Source organism: Antarctobacter aquimaris (genome assembly GCF_900184945.1).
Taxonomy (GTDB): Bacteria; Pseudomonadota; Alphaproteobacteria; order Rhodobacterales; family Rhodobacteraceae; genus Maliponia; species Maliponia aquimaris.
Window position 1 is genome coordinate 240933 of record NZ_FXYF01000005.1, and the last position, 15489, is coordinate 256421.

The window sequence follows — 15489 nt, forward strand, 5'->3', positions numbered from 1 at the left end:
GATATCAACCCTCGACGGCGGTTCACTTCAGACCCTCGAAATCCTTTTCGTAGGCCTCGATGATGGCCGCGACCAGCGGGTGGCGCACCACGTCCCTGGAGGTGAAGTAGCTGAACGAGATGCCGGGGATGCGGTCCAGCAGGCGCTCGGCGTCGGCGAGGCCCGAGGGCACGCCGCGCGGCAGGTCGATCTGGGTGCGGTCGCCGGTGATCACCATGCGCGACCCTTCGCCCAGACGGGTCAGGAACATCTTCATCTGCATGGTGGTGGCGTTCTGCGCCTCGTCCAGCACGACAAAGGCATTCGACAGGGTGCGGCCGCGCATGAAGGCCAGCGGCGCGATCTCGACGGTCTTTTCCTCGCGCAGTTTGGCCAGTTGCTTGCCCGGCAGGAAATCGTTCAGCGCGTCGTAGAGCGGCTGCATGTAGGGATCGACCTTTTCCTCCTGCGTGCCGGGCAGGAAGCCCAGCCTTTCGCCCGCCTCGACGGCGGGGCGGCAGAGGATGATCTTGTCCACTTCGCCGGTGATCAGCATGTGCACGCCCACGGCGACGGCCAGGTAGGTCTTGCCGGTGCCGGCCGGGCCGATCCCAAAGCACATCTCGTTGTCGAACAGCGCCTGGACATAGGCCTTTTGCGCGTCGGTGCGCGGCTCGACCAGCTTCTTGCGGGTCTTGATCTCGACCGGACCGCGGCCACCGAACATCTCGAGCTGTTCGTCGGGCAATTCTTCGTCGGCCATGCGGAAAAAGCGGTCGATGTCGCCGCGCCCCACCTCGCGGCCCTGCTCCAGCCGCTGGTAGAGCCCGCGCAGCACCTCGGTCGCCGCGGGCACCACGTCTTCGGGGCCATGCACCGCCAGCTGATTGCCGCGGCGCAGGATCTGCACGCCGGTGCGGGCTTCGATGTCGGTGAGGTTGCGGTCAAATTCGCCGCAGAGGTCGATCAGCAATCGATTGTCGGGGAATTCTAGGATGGCTTCGGTCAGTGTGCCCGCGGTCAAACCCGTCTCCTGTAAGGTGCCTTGCGATTCCGACCGCAGGTTTCTCCTAGATATGGTGCACGGGTGCGCGGTGTGACGCAAGTCTCGGGCGCGTGGCGCGTGCAATTGTCATGCAATTGCCATGAAAAAAGGCCGCGTGACGGGCGTCGCGCGGCCTTTGGTGCCCAGGTGGACGGACCCCGGCCCGGGCCGGGGCGCCCCGGATCAGAGCGGGTCGCCGATGAGCGAGGTCGAGCCGCCCTTGAAATCGCCGGTGACGACGGTCGGCGGAGCGATGCCCGAGCAGACCGGCTTGCCGTATTTGTCCAGCCGCAGCGACAGGTAGCCTTCGACGCCGTCGTCGATGATCCAGTGGTCGCAGCCGTTCGGATCGACCCAGATACCCGCCTTCATCTGCGTCAGGTCATCGCGGTCAAACAGGTTGCGGTCCTGGCTCTTGTCCGGGCCGATCGGCACGTCGACGCAGCCCGAGACAATCCCCGCCAGCGCGAGCGCGAGGAGCGGTTTTGCATAGTTCATGGTCCAGATCCCCCTAGGATTACCGGAAGCAGAGGATTTCGACACGGCGGTTCTTGGCCATGCCATCTGCGGTGTTGTTGGCAGCGACCGGCATGCGTTCGCCGTAGCCGCGCACGTCGGTGATGTTGGCCCCGACCGCCGCGGCGACTCTGGCAACGGCCATCGCACGGTTGTAGCTCAACTTGATGTTGTATTCGTCGGACGCGCGGCTGTCGGTGTGTCCGGCGATCACGTAGCCCACGGCGCTGGCGCTGCGGAAGAATTCGGCGATGCGCTGCTGGCCCGCCTTGGAGATCTTGTAGCTGTCGGTCGCGAAATACTGGTCGGTGTTCAGAACGCCGCAGGTGTTCGACCGGCGGCAGACCGGCATCCCCTTGCGGTCGAGGTGAATGTCCATGTACCCCTCGACCCCGTCGTCCATGACCCAATGTTCGCAGCCGTCCGGATCGACCCAGATGCCGGGGATATACTGCTCACCCTTGATGGTGCGGGTGTTCTGCGTGGAAATGAAAGGTGCGTTGCCTGCGTCGTCAGCGACTGCCGGCGCAGTGGCCGACAGACCAGCGACAACCGCAAGCGCCATCGCGCAGATGGCCTTGGAAATGCGATACGCCACAGCCTGGTCCTTTAGATTCGTGTTTCCCCCAATGCGTGTGCCACGGTTGGCAGCGGGCGCACGCATATTTACTATAATCAACACACTAGCAAAGTTGCCCTTCCTGTGAAGTGAAAAGCAACGTTCATTGTCCCAAATTCGGAAACAGTTCTCGAAAATGCTTTAGTTTGCTGTGGATAATCTGAACCCTTTTTTCGAAACAAAGAGTTCTGGGGCCTCCTACAGCGGGTTGGACACCCCTTTGAGCGAGTTCGGGCCGCTGGAGTCGATTCGGATTCGGGCGAGGTCGCCGGGGCGGTGGCCGCCCCCCTCGACATGCACCGCGTGCAGGTATTCCGACTTGCCGACCATCTGCCCGGGCATCCGTCCCGGCTTTTCGAACAGCACGTGCACGTCGCGCCCGACCATCGCGCCCTGAAGCTCGCGTTGCTGCCGGGTCAGCAGGGCCTGGAGCCGCTGCAACCGGTCGTCCTTTTCGTCCTCGGGCACCTGCGGGCGCTCGGCGGCGGGGGTGCCGGGGCGTTCGGAGTACTTGAACGAAAAGGCCGAGCCGTAGTGCACCGCCTCGATCAGGTCCAGCGTGGCCTGGAAATCGGCCTCGGTCTCTTCGGGAAAGCCGACGATGAAATCGCCCGACATATGCAGGTCCGGCCGCGCGGCGCGCAGCCGGTCGATCAACTTCAGGTAGCTTTCGGCGGTGTGCTGGCGGTTCATCCGTTTCAGGATGCGATCGCTGCCGGACTGCACCGGCAGGTGCAGATAGGGCATCAGCTTGTCACACTCGGCATGGGCGGCGATCAGCGCCTCGTCCATGTCGTTGGGGTGCGAGGTGGTAAAGCGGATGCGCGCCAGCCCGTCGATCCCGGCCAGCGCATGGATGAGGCCCGCCAGCCCGCCGTCATGGCCGTGGTAGGCGTTGACGTTCTGGCCCAGCAGCGTGATCTCGCGCACGCCGCGCTCGACCAGGTCGCGGGCCTCGCGCAGCACACGCTCGGCCGGGCGGCTGACCTCGGCCCCGCGGGTGTAGGGCACCACACAGAAGGCGCAGAACTTGTCGCAGCCCTCCTGCACGGTGAGGAATGCCGTCGGCCCGCGCGCCGCCTTGGGGCGGCTTTTCAGGTGTTCGAACTTGTCTTCCTCGGGAAACTCGGTGTCCAGCGCCTTTTCCCCGGCACGGACCTTTGCCTCCATCTGCGGCAGGCGGTGATAGCTCTGCGGGCCGACCACGAGATCGACCATCGGCTGGCGGCGCATGATCTCGGCGCCCTCGGCCTGGGCCACGCAGCCGGTCACGCCGATCTTCAACTCGGGGTTCGCCGCCTTCAGGCCCTTGTAGCGGCCCAGCTCGGAATAGACCTTTTCCGCCGCCTTTTCGCGGATGTGGCAGGTGTTCAGCAGGATCAGGTCGGCGTCCTCGGGACGCTCGGTCTGCTCGTAGCCCTCGCCACCCATGGCCTCGGCCATGCGCTCGCTGTCGTAGACGTTCATCTGACAGCCGTAGGTCTTGATAAACAGCTTCTTCGGGGCCATGGCGCGCGCTCCTCCGTTCGAAGGGCTGCGATACCGCAGAATCCCCCCGCCTTGCAATGCACGAGATTTTCACCGACTCTGTCGCAAAAGGCTGTCCAGAGGCCGAGCATGTTTTACAAGGACCTGACCACCTTCCTGAACAGCGCCGGCGATGTCGTGTCGCGCGGACCTGTCGCGCTGATCTTTGCCGAGGACGCGGTGGAGCTGGGCACCACGCTGCGCCATCACCGCAACTGCGGATTCCGGACGGTGATCCTGTTCGGCGAGGAAACGCTGCCCGTGCCGGCCGACCTGCGGGACAAGGTGCACCACGTGGCCCATGACCTGCGGCAGGAGGGGGCGCTGCAACAGGCGGTCAACGCCCTGATCCCGCGCGCCGCCGGGCAGTGGATGTTCTACTGCTACAACGCCGAATACCTGTTCTACCCCTTCTCGGAGAGCCGCACGGTGTCCGAGATGCTGACCTACCACACCGAGGAACGGCGCGACGCCATGCTGACCTATGTCGTCGACCTCTACGCCGGCGACCTCGACCGCTGCCCCGATGCCGTGTCGCTGGACGATGCATGGATCGACCGGGCGGGCTATTACGCGCTGGCCCGGCCCGACCCGGCCAACCACAACCACCCCAAGGAACGGCAGCTGGATTTCTTCGGCGGGCTGCGCTGGCGCTACGAGGAGCACGTCCCAGAGAACCGGCGCAAGATCGACCGCATCAGCATCTTTCGCGCCAAGCCGGGGCTTAGCCTACGCGACGACCACACCTTTTCCGACGAGGAATACAACACCTACGCCTGTCCCTGGCACAACAACCTGACCTGCGCTCTGGCCTCGTTCCGCACCGCCAAGGCGCTGAAGCACAACCCCGGCTCGACCTTCGACATCCGCAGCTTTCGCTGGCGCAACTCGACGCCGTTCGAATGGCATTCGCGGCAGCTGCTGGACCTCGGCCTGATGGAACCGGGACAGTGGTTCTGAGGCGCGCGCCTCAGATCCGGTGCAGGTACAGATCGTAGTCCACGTCCGGCACGGTGCGGGCGACGCGGGCGTATTCCGCCGCCTTCACGGCGGTGAAGGTGCGGTGCATTTCCTCGCCCAGCGCCTCCTTCAGGAACGCCGAGCCCTGCGCCGCCGCGATGGCGGCGTTCCAGTCGCGCGGGATGCTGCCGCCGGTGTCGGCCTCGTAGCCGTTGCCGGTGGTTTCCGGCCCGGGGTCGATCCGTTCGACGATGCCCTTGTGCATGGCGGCCAGCACGGTCGCGGCGACTAGGTAGGGGTTGGCATCGACCCCGGCGGGGCGATGCTCGATCCGGCGGGCGCATATGTCGCCCTCGGGGATGCGGATCGCGACGGAGCGGTTGTTGACGCCCCAGGTCGGCGAGACGGGCGCATAGCTCTGGTTGGCAAAGCGGCGCCAGCTGTTGGCGTGCGGCGCAAAGACCAGCATCGACTCGCCCATCGTGGCCAGCGTGCCGCCGATGGCGTGGCGCAGCGTGTCGGTCCAGCCCTGGCCGGGCGCTTCGGCCAGCGCGTTGCGGCCCTGCCCGTCACGCAGGCTGACGTGCAGGTGCATGCCTGACCCTGCGTATTCGGCAATCGGCTTGGCCATGAAGCAGGCGACGACGCCATGCCGCCGCGCCTGTGCGCGCACAATGCGTTTCAGCCGCACCAAGTCGTCGGCGGCCTGCATGATGTCATCGCGGTAGTGCAGCGTCAGCTCGTACTGGCCGGGCGCGTATTCGGAAATCAGCGTCTCGGCAACGATCCCGGCCAGCCTGGCCCCGGCATAGATATCGTCGAACAGCGGCTGCATGCCGATCAGGTGGTCGACCGAATAGACCTCGGTCTTGGCGGACCTGCGCCCGTCCAGCACGTCGCGCGCGGGCTGCACGCGGCCTTGCCCGTCGCGCTCCGGGTCCAGCAGGAAGAACTCCAGCTCGAAGGCGGCGGAGGGGTGCAGGTCCAGCGCGGCCAGCGCGGCGACCTGGCGGGTCAGCGCATGGCGCGGATCGGACAGCATCGGCGTGCCGTCCAGATGGTACTGCGACAGGAACAGTTCGGCCCGCGCGGGGTTTGTGCCGTGCTGCGCCACCAGCGATCCGGGCACCGGCCAGGCGCGCAGGTCGCCGTCGCCGGCATCCCAGATCAGCCCGGTTTCATGCACGTCCTCGCCCACCACGTCGAGGCCCAGAATCGAGATCGGCATGTGGCGGCCACCCGTGTAGAGCCCTTCCAGCTCATGCCGGCGAATGATCTTGCCGCGCCCGATGCCGTTGGAATCGTGCAGCAGGATGTCGACCGCCTCGATCTGCGGATGGGCGTCGAGAAAGGCCTGGGCCTCGGCCAGGGTAGCGCCCGAGGGGCAGGTGTCAGTCACGGGAAGGGTCCTTCAGTTCGGCCACGACATCGGCAAAGGCCGAGACCAGCGTGTCGATCTGGCCGTCGGTGGTAACCGGGCTGACCAGCATCATGTTGTGAAACGGCGCGATCAGGCAGCCGCGGTTGAGCAGGCCCAGGTGGACGGCGGATTCCACCGCCGGCTGATGCGCGGCGGCGGCCTCGGTCCCGTTGCGCAGCGGGCCGGGGGCGCAGATGAACTCCACCCGCGCGCCGACGCGGACGACGTGCCAGGGCAGGCCGGCGGTGTCGATCACCTGCGTCAGGCCGCGCGCCAGCCGCGCCGCCCCCGCCTCCATGTGGGCAAAGGCCTCGGGCGTGGCGACCTCGGACAACGTCGCCTCGAGGCAGGCAAACTGCATCGGGTTGCCGGCCAGCGTGGTGCCCATGCCCGAATGCCCCGGCGGGCGCGCGGCGTCATAGGCGCGGAAGCGCTGTGCGACCTCGTCCGTCATGCCCCAGAGCGCGGTCGGCATCCCGCCCGCCACGCATTTGCCGATCACGAAGATGTCCGGTTTCAAACCGTGCACGCGGGTATAGCCGCCCAGGCCGGACGACTGGGTGTGCGTCTCGTCCAGGATCAGCAGCGCGCCATGCGCGTCAGCCAGACGCCGCTGCCCGTCCAGGAACCCGTCCTGTGGCAGCACCATGCAGGAATTGGTCATCACCGGCTCGGTCAGGATCGCCGCCACGTCACCCTGCGCCAGTGCCGCCTCGACCCCGGCAAGGTCGTTGAACTCGACGCAGACCGCGCCCAATGTCAGGTCGAAGCCCTGCCCGACAAGACCCGGGCGCGGCACCGTATGGCCGTCCTCAAGCGCGACCATCGTGTCCTCCAGCGTGCCGTGATAGCAGCCGTTGAACACCAGCACCTTGCGCCGCCCGGTGACCGCGCGGGCCACCCGCAGGGCGTTGCGGTTGGCATCGGTCGCGCTGAGCGTCATCTGCCAGACGAAAGGCCCGAAGGTCTCGCGCAGCAGTTTGCCCGCGCGCAGCGCCGCCCGGGACGGCAGCATGTAGGTCAGCCCGCGTTTCGCCTGCCGCCGGATCGCCCGCGCCACCGGCTTGGGCGCATGGCCGAACATCGACCCGGTGTCGCCGAGGCAGAAATCGTCCAGCGTGTGGCCGTCCAGATCGGTCAGCCGCGCGCCCTCGGCCTGTTTCACCACCAGAGGAAAGGGCGAGGGCCAGTCGCGCATCCAGTGCATCGGCACGCCGTTCAGCCAGGGCGCCGCGCCCTTGTCCAGCGCCTTCTTGCAGCGCGGCCGCGCGGCGACAAAGCGCTGCGCCTCGCGGGCGCGAAGGGATTCGAGGCGCAGCGGGTCGAGACCGGCGATGTCCTGCGACGGGGGAAGGGCGGAGATTGTGGTCATGATCGGTCCGATGTGAGGGCCGCGTGACATTAGTCCGGCCGATCTGCCGCGCCAAGGTGCGATCGGTCGCGCCGTCCGCGTGACCACTGGTCAGGGTCCGCGGTCAGGTCAGCACCGGCACCCGCCTCCAGGCCCAGGGTCCGGTCTCGTGGATCGAGTTGCCAAGGGTATCGACGGCGACGGTGACGGGCATGTCCTCGACCCGCAGCCGGTAAATCGCCTCCATCCCGAGGTCCTGCCAGGCCACCGGTTCCGCCTCGCGGATCGCCTTGGACACCAGGAAGGCCGCGCCGCCAACGGCGATCATGTAGACCGCGCCGTGGTCGCGGATCGCGGCGATGGCCTCGGGCCCGCGCTCGGCCTTGCCGATCATCACCTTCAGCCCGGTCTGCGCCAGCACCTGGCGGGTGAACTTGTCCATCCGGGTCGAGGTGGTGGGACCGGCCGGGCCAATCACCTCGTCACCCACCGGATCGACCGGGCCGACGTAGTAGATCGCGCGGTTTTTCAGGTCGACCGGCAACACCTCGCCCCTGTCCAGCGTCTCGACCATGCGTTTGTGCGCGGCGTCGCGCCCGGTGTAGAGCGTGCCGGACAAGAGCAGCGTCTCACCCGGTTTCAAGCTGGCCAGCGTGGCCGCGTCCAGCACGTCAAGGTCCAGCCGGCGGGCGGACCCTGCCGCCGTGTCCAGCGTGTCCTCGGGCCAGAGCGACAGGTCGGGCGGGTCGAAGGTGGCAGGCCCCGTGCCGTCCAGCGTGAAATGAACATGCCGGGTGGCGGCGCAGTTCGGAATCAGTGCGACCGGCAGAGAGGCCGCGTGCGTCGGAAAGTGCCGCAGCTTGACGTCCAGCACCGTGGTCAGCCCGCCCAGCCCCTGCGCGCCGATGCCCAGCGCGTTCACCCGCTCGTAGATCTCCAGCCGCAGTTCCTCGGCCCGGTCCCTTGGACCCCGCGCCAGCAGGTCGAATATGTCGATGGGATCGTTCAGCGACAGCTTGGCCATGGTCATGGCCTTGTCGACGCTGCCGCCGACCCCGATGCCCAGCATCCCCGGCGGGCACCAGCCCGCGCCCAGCGTCTCGACCGTCTCCACCACCCAGTCGGCAACCGAGGCCGAGGGGTTCAGCACCGCGAACCTGGTCTTGTTCTCGGACCCGCCGCCCTTGGCCGAAACGGTGATGCCGACCCTGTCCCCGGCGACCATCTCGACCTGCACCATGGCGGGGGTGTTGTCGCGGGTGTTCTCGCGCGGGCCCAGCGGGTTGCGCACGACAGAGGCGCGCAGCGGATTCGTGTCCAGCAGGTAGGCGCGGCGCACTGCGTCATCGACGATATCCTGCAAGGGCCGTTTCCAGTCCAGCCGCGCCTCGACCCCGATCTCGAGAAACACATTGGCGATGCCTGTGTCCTGGCAGATCGGCCGGTGGCGCAGCGCGCACATCCGAGAATTGGCGAGGATCTGGCCGATGGCGTTTCTTGCGCCGGGGTTCTCCTCGCGCTGGTACGCCTCACCCATGGCGGCGATGAAATCGGCGGGGTGGTAGCAGGCGACGTATTGCAGCGCGTCGGCGATGCTGTCGGTGACATGGGCCTCGGTGATGGCGGGCATGGCGGCTCCTCAGACCTGGCGGATGACATCGGTGACGGTGCCGTCGCGGTACTCGGACAGGGCGACGACGGTTTCGGAGCGGGGGGGCTGCGGCAGGCGTTCGGCCCGCGACAGGGCGAGGCGGTGCAGCTCGGCGATGGGCACGGGCGCCAGGCCGGCGGCGTGCAGGCGGTCGGCCAGCTCGGCGCGGGCCGGGTTCACCGCGATCCCGGCGTCGGTCACCACCACGTCGATGGTGGCCCCCGGCGTGGTCAGGGTGCCGACGCGGTCGACGAGTTTGGGGAAGCCGGCGGCGGTCAGTTTCGTGGTGACAATGGCCAGTTTCGCGCCCGCCGCCGTGTCCGCGTGGCCGCCCGATCCGCCCATGATGATGCCGTCGGCGCGGGTGGTGACATTGACGTTGAAATCGAGATCGACCTCGGCCGCGCCCAGCACCACGGCGTCCAGCCGGTCCACCACCGCGCCGCGCTGGTGCGGGTTGGCGTACATCGAGGCGGACATGGCCTGGTGGCGCGGGTCACCGTGAAAGGAGGCGATGGCCCGGTGGTCGAAACACTGCACGTCCAGCAGGGCGCGGAACAGCCCGGCCTCCAGCATGTCGACGTGAAAGCCGGTGATGCCGCCGCTGGCAAAGCTGCCGGTGACGCCGCGCGCCGTCATGATCCGCCCCAGCGCCGCCGCCGTGGCCAGCGAGGTGCCGCCCGCGCCGTTCTGCAACGAAAACCCCTCGACCAGCAGCCCGCTGGCGGCGATCACCCTAGCTGCGAGGTCGGCAATCGCCAGGTCCTCGGGCCGGTCGCTGGGCCGCGTGGTGCCCGACAGGATGCCCGCCGCATCGCCCAGCGAGGGCACAAGTGCCACCATGTCCACCCGGTCCTGCGCGATCTGGATGTCCTGCGCGGGGTAGTCCACCAGCGTGTCGGTCACCGCCACCACCCGCCGGGCGTGGGTCGCGTCGCATTGCGGGTAGCCCAGCACGCCGCAGGCGCGCGGGCCGATGGTGCCGCTGATGTTGCCCATGGCGTCGGCGCTGGGCGCGGCGACAAAGGCGGCGTCAATTGTCAACGCGCCCCTGGCGATGGCGCGGGCGCGGCCACCATGGGTGCGCAGGACCACCGGCGTCTTCAGCGCGCCGCGCGACACCGCCCCGGCCACCGGGCCGGACAGGAAGTTGGTGCAGAGGCTGCCGATCACCCCGCTTTCGATGTGCGCCACCAGCGGCGCGTGGACGGCAAAGACCGACGAGGCTGCGACGTGCAAACCGCGCAGCCCGGCCCACGCCGCCGCGTCGATCACCGCGACCATGACCGCATCGCCGTTGCGCAGGTGATGGTGAAAGGACAGCGTCGCGCCGTCCGTCAGGCCCAGCAGGGCAAAGGCCGCATCCAGATCCGGCAGGACGGGCTTGCCGGGGCGCGACCAGGTCTTGACGATGCCTGCGGCCTTCGGGGTGCTTGTCACGCCGGGTGGGCGGGGTGCGTCATGTGCCATCGCAGGATCCTCCTGCCCCGAGTGCTACACGACTGTTGCAGGGTCGGGAATGGGCAGGTCACATCCCGCCTCAGCGCTTCAGCGCGGTATCCAGACAACCCCGGCGGCGGGCACCGTCACGCCATCGTAGGTCACCGCCTCAGCCCCGTAGTTGATCAGGAACCGCGACTCCCGCGTGTGGCGCTGGCGCAGCGCGCCGGGCATCGGGCAGGTCCTGACCCCCGCCCTGTCGCACAGCAGGCCCAGCACGCGGGCACACAGGGCAGTGTCCGGCCAGCCGCCCAGGTAGGCCGTGCGCCCGGCGGCGATCAACACAGGCAACCCATCCTCCGAGGCCAACAGCACCTCGGCCCCGGTCTCGATCTCCTCGCGCCAGCGGATCACCGCGCCGCCGCCCGTGACCGGCACCGTCAGACCCGGCGGCAAGGTCTCGACCCGCGCGACCGTTGCCTCCAGCCCCGGCAGGTTGGGCGGCAGCGGCACCGGGATCGCCATGTCCGGCGTCTTGGCATTGCTGCGCGGACCGAACAGCAGCGTGGCCCCGGAGGAGGTCAGTTGCCGTGCCCAGTCCGGATCGAGGTGCATCAGCGCCGGTGCCACGATCAGGCGGTAGCCCGTGGGATCGCCCCCGGGCGGCAGGATGTCCACGTCCAGCCCCAGCTTGCGCAATCCGCGATAGAGGGCAAAGACCGCGCCGATGTGGTCAAAGTCGCGGCCCTGCGGCTGCACCTCCCAGGCCCATTGCGAGACGTAGTCGAACACCAGCGCCACATGCGCCTGTCCGCAGGTCTGCGGACCCAGCGCTGTGATCTCGTCGGCGACCTGCCGCGCCTCGGCCAAGGCGGGCGCGGCGGCGCTGTCGGGGCGCAACAGGCCGGCGTGGTGCTGTTCCTGCGCAAAGGGCGCCTGCCGCCAGCGGAAGTAGGACACCACCTCGGCGCCGTGGGCAAAGGCCTCCGACGACCACAGCCGGACCATGCCGGGCAGCGGCGCGGGGTTCCACGCGGCCCAGTTCACCGGCCCGGGCTGTTGTTCCATCACCCACAGCCGCCCCCGCCCGACGGCGCGGTAGAGGTCATGGTGAAAGGCCTGGAAATCCGGGTCCCCCTGTCGGGCAAAGGCCAGCCTGTGCCCCGCGCCATCCTCGGGCACGCGGTCGATCAGGAACCCCAGCGGGTAACTGTCCCAGCTGGCGACGTCGAGGTCCGCGCCCACGGCATAGTGGTCGAAATCCGTCACGCCGGGGGCCGCGCCCATGTAGTTGTGGATCAGCGGCGCGTCGGTCAGCGGTCGCAGCGCCCGTGTCTGCACGCGGTTGAACTCGACCACCTGCTCCGACGCATAGCGGCGGAAGTCGAGCACATGCGCCGGGCTCGGCTCGGTCACCGTCAGGTTCGGCAGGCCGATGTCGTCAAAGCTGGCGTATTCCATCGACCAGAAGACATTGCCCCAGGCCCGGTTCAGCGCCTGCGGCGACTGATATTTGCGCGCCAGCCAGCCGCGAAAGCCGTGCAGCGCGGCCTGCGAATAGCTGAGCGTGGTGTCGTGGCAGGCGTATTCGTTGTCGATCTGCCAGGCACCCACATGCGGATGCCGACCATAGCGCTGGCCCAGCAGGGTGGCGATGCGCTTGCATTCCTCGCGATAGCCAAGGTGGCTGAAACAGTAGTGCCGGCGCGAGCCGAAGCCCCTCGGCCGCCCCTCGCGGTCCACGGCCAGCATGTCGGGGTGGCGGTCCAGCATCCAGCGCGGCGGCGTCGCCGTGGGGGTGCCCAGCACCACCTTCAGCCCCGCCGCGCCCAAGGTGTCGATCGCCCGGTCGAGCCAGTCGAAATCCAGCTTGCCCGGCTCCGGCTCCATCCGAGACCAGGCGAATTCGCCGATCCGCACCCAGGTCAGCCCCGCCTCGGCCATGCGCCGCGCGTCTTCGGCCCATGTGTCCTCGGGCCAGTGTTCGGGATAGTAGCAGACGCCCAGGCTCTGGGTCATGTCGGTCGCCTCATTCGGGAACGGGCGCGCGAGGTCACAGCCGCGTGCCCTCGACCACCCACATGGTATCGGGAAAGGACCAGGGCAGTGTCAGCCCGGCCTGCATCAGGTAGCGCCCCGATACGGTCTGCGGCCCGTCCTTCAGCGCCGGTGCGCCGCGCGACAGACGCGGGCCATCGGCGCGGTTGACCAGTTCCACGCGGTAGCGCGCGTCCGGGTCCAGCCGGGTCAGGCACAGCGGGCGCGGCGCGATCTGGGCGGAACTCGCAGCCTTGCCCGCGAAGACGACAAAGCGCCCGCCATCACGCGCCAGCTGCTGTTCGGCGATCACCGCCGGGTCGGCGCTGTCCAGCCGCAGGATATCCGCGTCCATCATCCAGTCGCGGTTGCGCTTCCACCAGGTCGTGACCTCGGTCAGGACGCGGGCCTCATCCTCGGTCAGCTCGCGCGGGTCCATCTCGAACCCCATGTGGCGCTGCGCGGCGACCCAGGCGCGAAAGCGGATGTCGAACACGCGGCCGGAGGTGTGGCAGGTGCGCGGGCCGACATGGCTGCCGGTGATCGCGGCGGGCAGGAACAGCGCGGCGTCGTGCTGGATGCGCAGCCGCTCCAGCGCGTCGTTGGAATCCGAAAGCCAGACCCGCTGGGTGCGCTGGAGGATGCCCGTGTCGATCCGGCCCCCGCCAGAGGCGCAGCTTTCGATCTCGACCTGCGGAAAACCGGCGCGCAGCCGGTCCAGCAGGGCATAGGCACCGCGCGTCTGCGCCGCGTCCGGGCTGGGCAGCAGGCGGTTGTGATCCCACTTGATGTAGTCGATGGCATAGGCCGACAGCACCGCCGCGATGCGGTCATGGAGGTAATCGCGCACCTCCGTGTTGGCCATGTCCAGCACCATCTGCTGCCGCCCCAGCACCTGGTCGGCAGGGCCAAGCGCCCAGTCGGGATGCGCCCGGTAGACATCGGAGTCGGGGTTGACCATCTCGGGCTCGAACCAGATGCCGAACGTCATGCCCAGCCCGTGGACGTGGTCGATCAGCGGGTCCAGGCCTTCGGGGTACTTGCGGGCGTCGATCACCCAGTCGCCCAGCGAGGTGGTGTCGTCGTCGCGCCGTCCGAACCAGCCGTCGTCCAGCACAAAGCGTTCCGCGCCAAGTGCTGCCGCCCGCGTGGCGTTGTCCAGCAAGACTTCCAGCCGGTGGTCGAAATAGACCGCTTCCCAGCAGTTGTAGTGCACCGGGCGCGGGCGGTCCGGCTGCGGCCAGGTCACGACGCGGTCGCGCAGGTGGCGCTGAAAGGCGATGGCGAGGCCGTTGAGCCCCGCGGCGGAATAGGTGCAGAACAGGGGCGCAGTGCGAAAGACCGTGTCGGCGTCTTTCTCGGTCCCCGTGGCGTGGCCAAACTGGACTTGGCGGCGGCCGTCGGGCAGTTCTTCGGCCACCATGCGGTGCCCGCCGGACCAGCCGTAGTGAAAGCCCCAAGCCTCTCCAGCCGTGTTCGTCGCCCCGCGCGCGGGGACGATCAGGCCGGGGAAATGCTCATGCCCCGACCGACCCGTGCGGCTTTCGCGGGTCCGGATTCCCGGCGTCCATGGCACGCGGTTGACCTGGAACTCGCCACACCAGCGGCCCGAGAAATCCAGCAGCTCGTCGGCACGCTGCGGTGCGGGCAGGACGGGGGCGGCCAGCCAGTGTAGGCGGACCGGCGCGTCAGAGGCCACTTCGGCCCACGCCGTCAGGACGCCGGTGTCAGGGTCGAGCGCGAATTCGGCGCGGTAGGTCAGCCCGTTGTCCACGTCGCGGCAGGTCAGCGACAGGCTGTTCTGTCCCTCCGCCGCATCGGTGAGGGCAAATCGCGGCAGGATCGGCGTGCCGTCCTGGGACTGTACCACAAGGCCGGGCTGACCGGGAAAGCTGGCCGATGCCTCCGGGCAGATCGACAGGTCGGGGGTGCGGTCCAGCATCCCGCCGGTGACGTCGATGCCCTGCATCGCCGCCACGGTGGCCAGGTCCTCGTCCCTCGGCAGGGGCGCGCCCCAGTAGACCACCTGCGGCAACCGCCCGTCCACGGAGGCCAGCACCAGCGTCTGACGCGCACCGTCCAGCCGCCAGGTCCCTGTCACTTCACGGCACCCAGCGTCAGCCCGGCGATGAAATGCTTCTGCATCAGGAAGAACATCAGCACCGGCGGCATCGCCGCCACGATGGAGCCCGCCGACACCAGGTGCCAGGCGGCGATCCACTGGCCGTTGAGCGAATACAGCCCCGCCGTCACCGGCTGGGTCGACGACGAGGTGGTCAGCACCGTGGCCCAGAAATAATCGTTCCAGATGAAGGTGAAGACCAGCACCGACAGCGCCGCGATTGCGGGCCGCATGATCGGCAGCACGATGTAGACGAAGATCTTCCATTCCGGCACGCCCTCGACCCGCGCCGCCTCGATCAGCGCGCGCGGCAGCGAACGGATGAAGTTGCGCATGAACAGCGTGCAGAACCCGGACTGGAACGCGACGTGGAACAGCACGAGGCCGGTGGTGGTGTTGTAGAGCCCCATGTTCACCGTCATCTCGCGCACCGGGACCATGAGGATCTGGAACGGCACGAAGTTGCCCGCGACGAACAGGAAGAAGATCACCAGGTTCAGGCGGAACTTGTAGATGCCCAGCGCAAAGCCGGTCATGCAGCTGATCGCCACCGCGCCGATCATCGTCGGGATCGTCACCTTGAACGAGTTCCAGATGTACTGCCCGATGGGCGAGTTGTTGAACACGTCCGCGTAGTTCGAAAAGGCGATGGCCGAGGGCATGCCGAAGTAGTTGCCGGAGGCGAGGTCGGACGCCGGGCGCACCGAGGTCAGCGCGACCCCCAGCAGCGGCAGCAGCCAGAGGATAAGCGCGACCGGCAGCGCGATCTGGTAGGCGATGCGGGACGGGGCCGAGACCTGCTGGATCGGGCGGGGGAACATG

At 68.2% G+C, this 15489-nt stretch carries 12 protein-coding genes; 1 reads left to right on the forward strand and 11 read right to left on the reverse strand.

The window, feature by feature from the left end; genetic code table 11:
• Window positions 1–22: 22 nt before the first annotated feature.
• The 4 genes from MAA8898_RS11285 to miaB all read right to left on the reverse strand — a co-directional run bounded on the left by MAA8898_RS11285 (window position 23) and on the right by miaB (window position 3668).
• A complete protein-coding gene (locus MAA8898_RS11285; RefSeq protein ID WP_094021113.1) occupies window positions 23–1003 on the reverse strand; it encodes a PhoH family protein in 981 nt (326 codons plus the stop codon).
• Between the two features lie 204 nt (window positions 1004–1207).
• Window positions 1208–1522 (reverse strand): hypothetical protein, encoded by a 315-nt coding sequence (locus tag MAA8898_RS11290; protein ID WP_094021114.1) that lies wholly within the window; start codon window positions 1520–1522, stop codon window positions 1208–1210.
• Window positions 1523–1541: 19 nt separating this feature from the next.
• On the reverse strand, window positions 1542–2105 hold the full coding sequence (locus MAA8898_RS11295) for an OmpA family protein (protein WP_094021215.1): 564 nt from the start codon (window positions 2103–2105) through the stop codon (window positions 1542–1544).
• 252 nt (window positions 2106–2357) lie between these two features.
• Window positions 2358–3668: a tRNA (N6-isopentenyl adenosine(37)-C2)-methylthiotransferase MiaB gene (gene miaB / locus MAA8898_RS11300; RefSeq protein ID WP_094021115.1), complete on the reverse strand. Its 1311-nt coding sequence runs from the start codon at window positions 3666–3668 to the stop codon at window positions 2358–2360.
• A 108-nt stretch (window positions 3669–3776) separates the two neighbouring features.
• On the opposite strand from miaB, the gene MAA8898_RS11305 reads away from it, so the two are divergent.
• Complete coding sequence (locus MAA8898_RS11305) at window positions 3777–4646, forward strand: glycosyltransferase family protein (protein WP_094021116.1); 870 nt, start codon at window positions 3777–3779, stop codon at window positions 4644–4646.
• A 10-nt stretch (window positions 4647–4656) separates the two neighbouring features.
• Here MAA8898_RS11305 and MAA8898_RS11310 read toward each other — a convergent pair whose 3' ends face one another.
• The 7 genes from MAA8898_RS11310 to MAA8898_RS11340 all read right to left on the reverse strand — a co-directional run bounded on the left by MAA8898_RS11310 (window position 4657) and on the right by MAA8898_RS11340 (window position 15488).
• Window positions 4657–6045 carry a glutamine synthetase family protein gene (locus MAA8898_RS11310; protein WP_094021117.1) on the reverse strand — a complete coding sequence of 463 codons (1389 nt, stop codon included), beginning with the start codon at window positions 6043–6045 and terminating at the stop codon, window positions 4657–4659.
• Complete coding sequence (locus MAA8898_RS11315; protein ID WP_370738622.1) at window positions 6038–7429, reverse strand: aspartate aminotransferase family protein; 1392 nt, start codon at window positions 7427–7429, stop codon at window positions 6038–6040. Before MAA8898_RS11315 ends, MAA8898_RS11310 begins: the two co-directional genes overlap by 8 nt.
• A gap of 112 nt (window positions 7430–7541) precedes the next feature.
• The gene (locus MAA8898_RS11320; RefSeq protein WP_094021119.1) at window positions 7542–9047 is read right to left on the reverse strand and encodes a fumarate hydratase; all 1506 of its coding nucleotides are present in this window, start codon (window positions 9045–9047) and stop codon (window positions 7542–7544) included.
• A 9-nt stretch (window positions 9048–9056) separates the two neighbouring features.
• Complete coding sequence (locus MAA8898_RS11325; RefSeq protein WP_245853372.1) at window positions 9057–10508, reverse strand: citrate lyase subunit alpha; 1452 nt, start codon at window positions 10506–10508, stop codon at window positions 9057–9059.
• Window positions 10509–10616: 108 nt separating this feature from the next.
• Entirely contained in the window at window positions 10617–12527 is a 1911-nt protein-coding gene (locus MAA8898_RS11330) for a beta-galactosidase (protein WP_094021121.1), read from the reverse strand.
• A gap of 34 nt (window positions 12528–12561) precedes the next feature.
• Window positions 12562–14646, reverse strand: a complete 2085-nt coding sequence (locus tag MAA8898_RS11335) for an alpha-galactosidase (protein ID WP_094021122.1) — start codon at window positions 14644–14646, stop codon at window positions 12562–12564.
• A complete protein-coding gene (locus MAA8898_RS11340; RefSeq protein ID WP_094021123.1) occupies window positions 14643–15488 on the reverse strand; it encodes a carbohydrate ABC transporter permease in 846 nt (281 codons plus the stop codon). The genes MAA8898_RS11335 and MAA8898_RS11340 overlap by 4 nt, the downstream gene beginning before the upstream one ends.
• Window position 15489: the final 1 nt, after the last annotated feature.

Excerpts from the sequence above, each read along its gene's own strand:
- MAA8898_RS11295 (WP_094021215.1), bottom strand. The coding sequence starts at position 2,105 with ATGGCGCTTGCGGTTGTCGCTGGTCTGTCGGCCACTGCGCCGGCAGTC.
- MAA8898_RS11320 (WP_094021119.1), bottom strand. The coding sequence starts at position 9,047 with ATGCCCGCCATCACCGAGGCCCATGTCACCGACAGCATCGCCGACGCG.
- MAA8898_RS11330 (WP_094021121.1), bottom strand. The coding sequence starts at position 12,527 with ATGACCCAGAGCCTGGGCGTCTGCTACTATCCCGAACACTGGCCCGAG.
- MAA8898_RS11340 (WP_094021123.1), bottom strand. The coding sequence starts at position 15,488 with ATGTTCCCCCGCCCGATCCAGCAGGTCTCGGCCCCGTCCCGCATCGCC.
- miaB (WP_094021115.1), bottom strand. The coding sequence starts at position 3,668 with ATGGCCCCGAAGAAGCTGTTTATCAAGACCTACGGCTGTCAGATGAAC.
- MAA8898_RS11305 (WP_094021116.1), top strand. The coding sequence starts at position 3,777 with ATGTTTTACAAGGACCTGACCACCTTCCTGAACAGCGCCGGCGATGTC.
- MAA8898_RS11290 (WP_094021114.1), bottom strand. The coding sequence starts at position 1,522 with ATGAACTATGCAAAACCGCTCCTCGCGCTCGCGCTGGCGGGGATTGTC.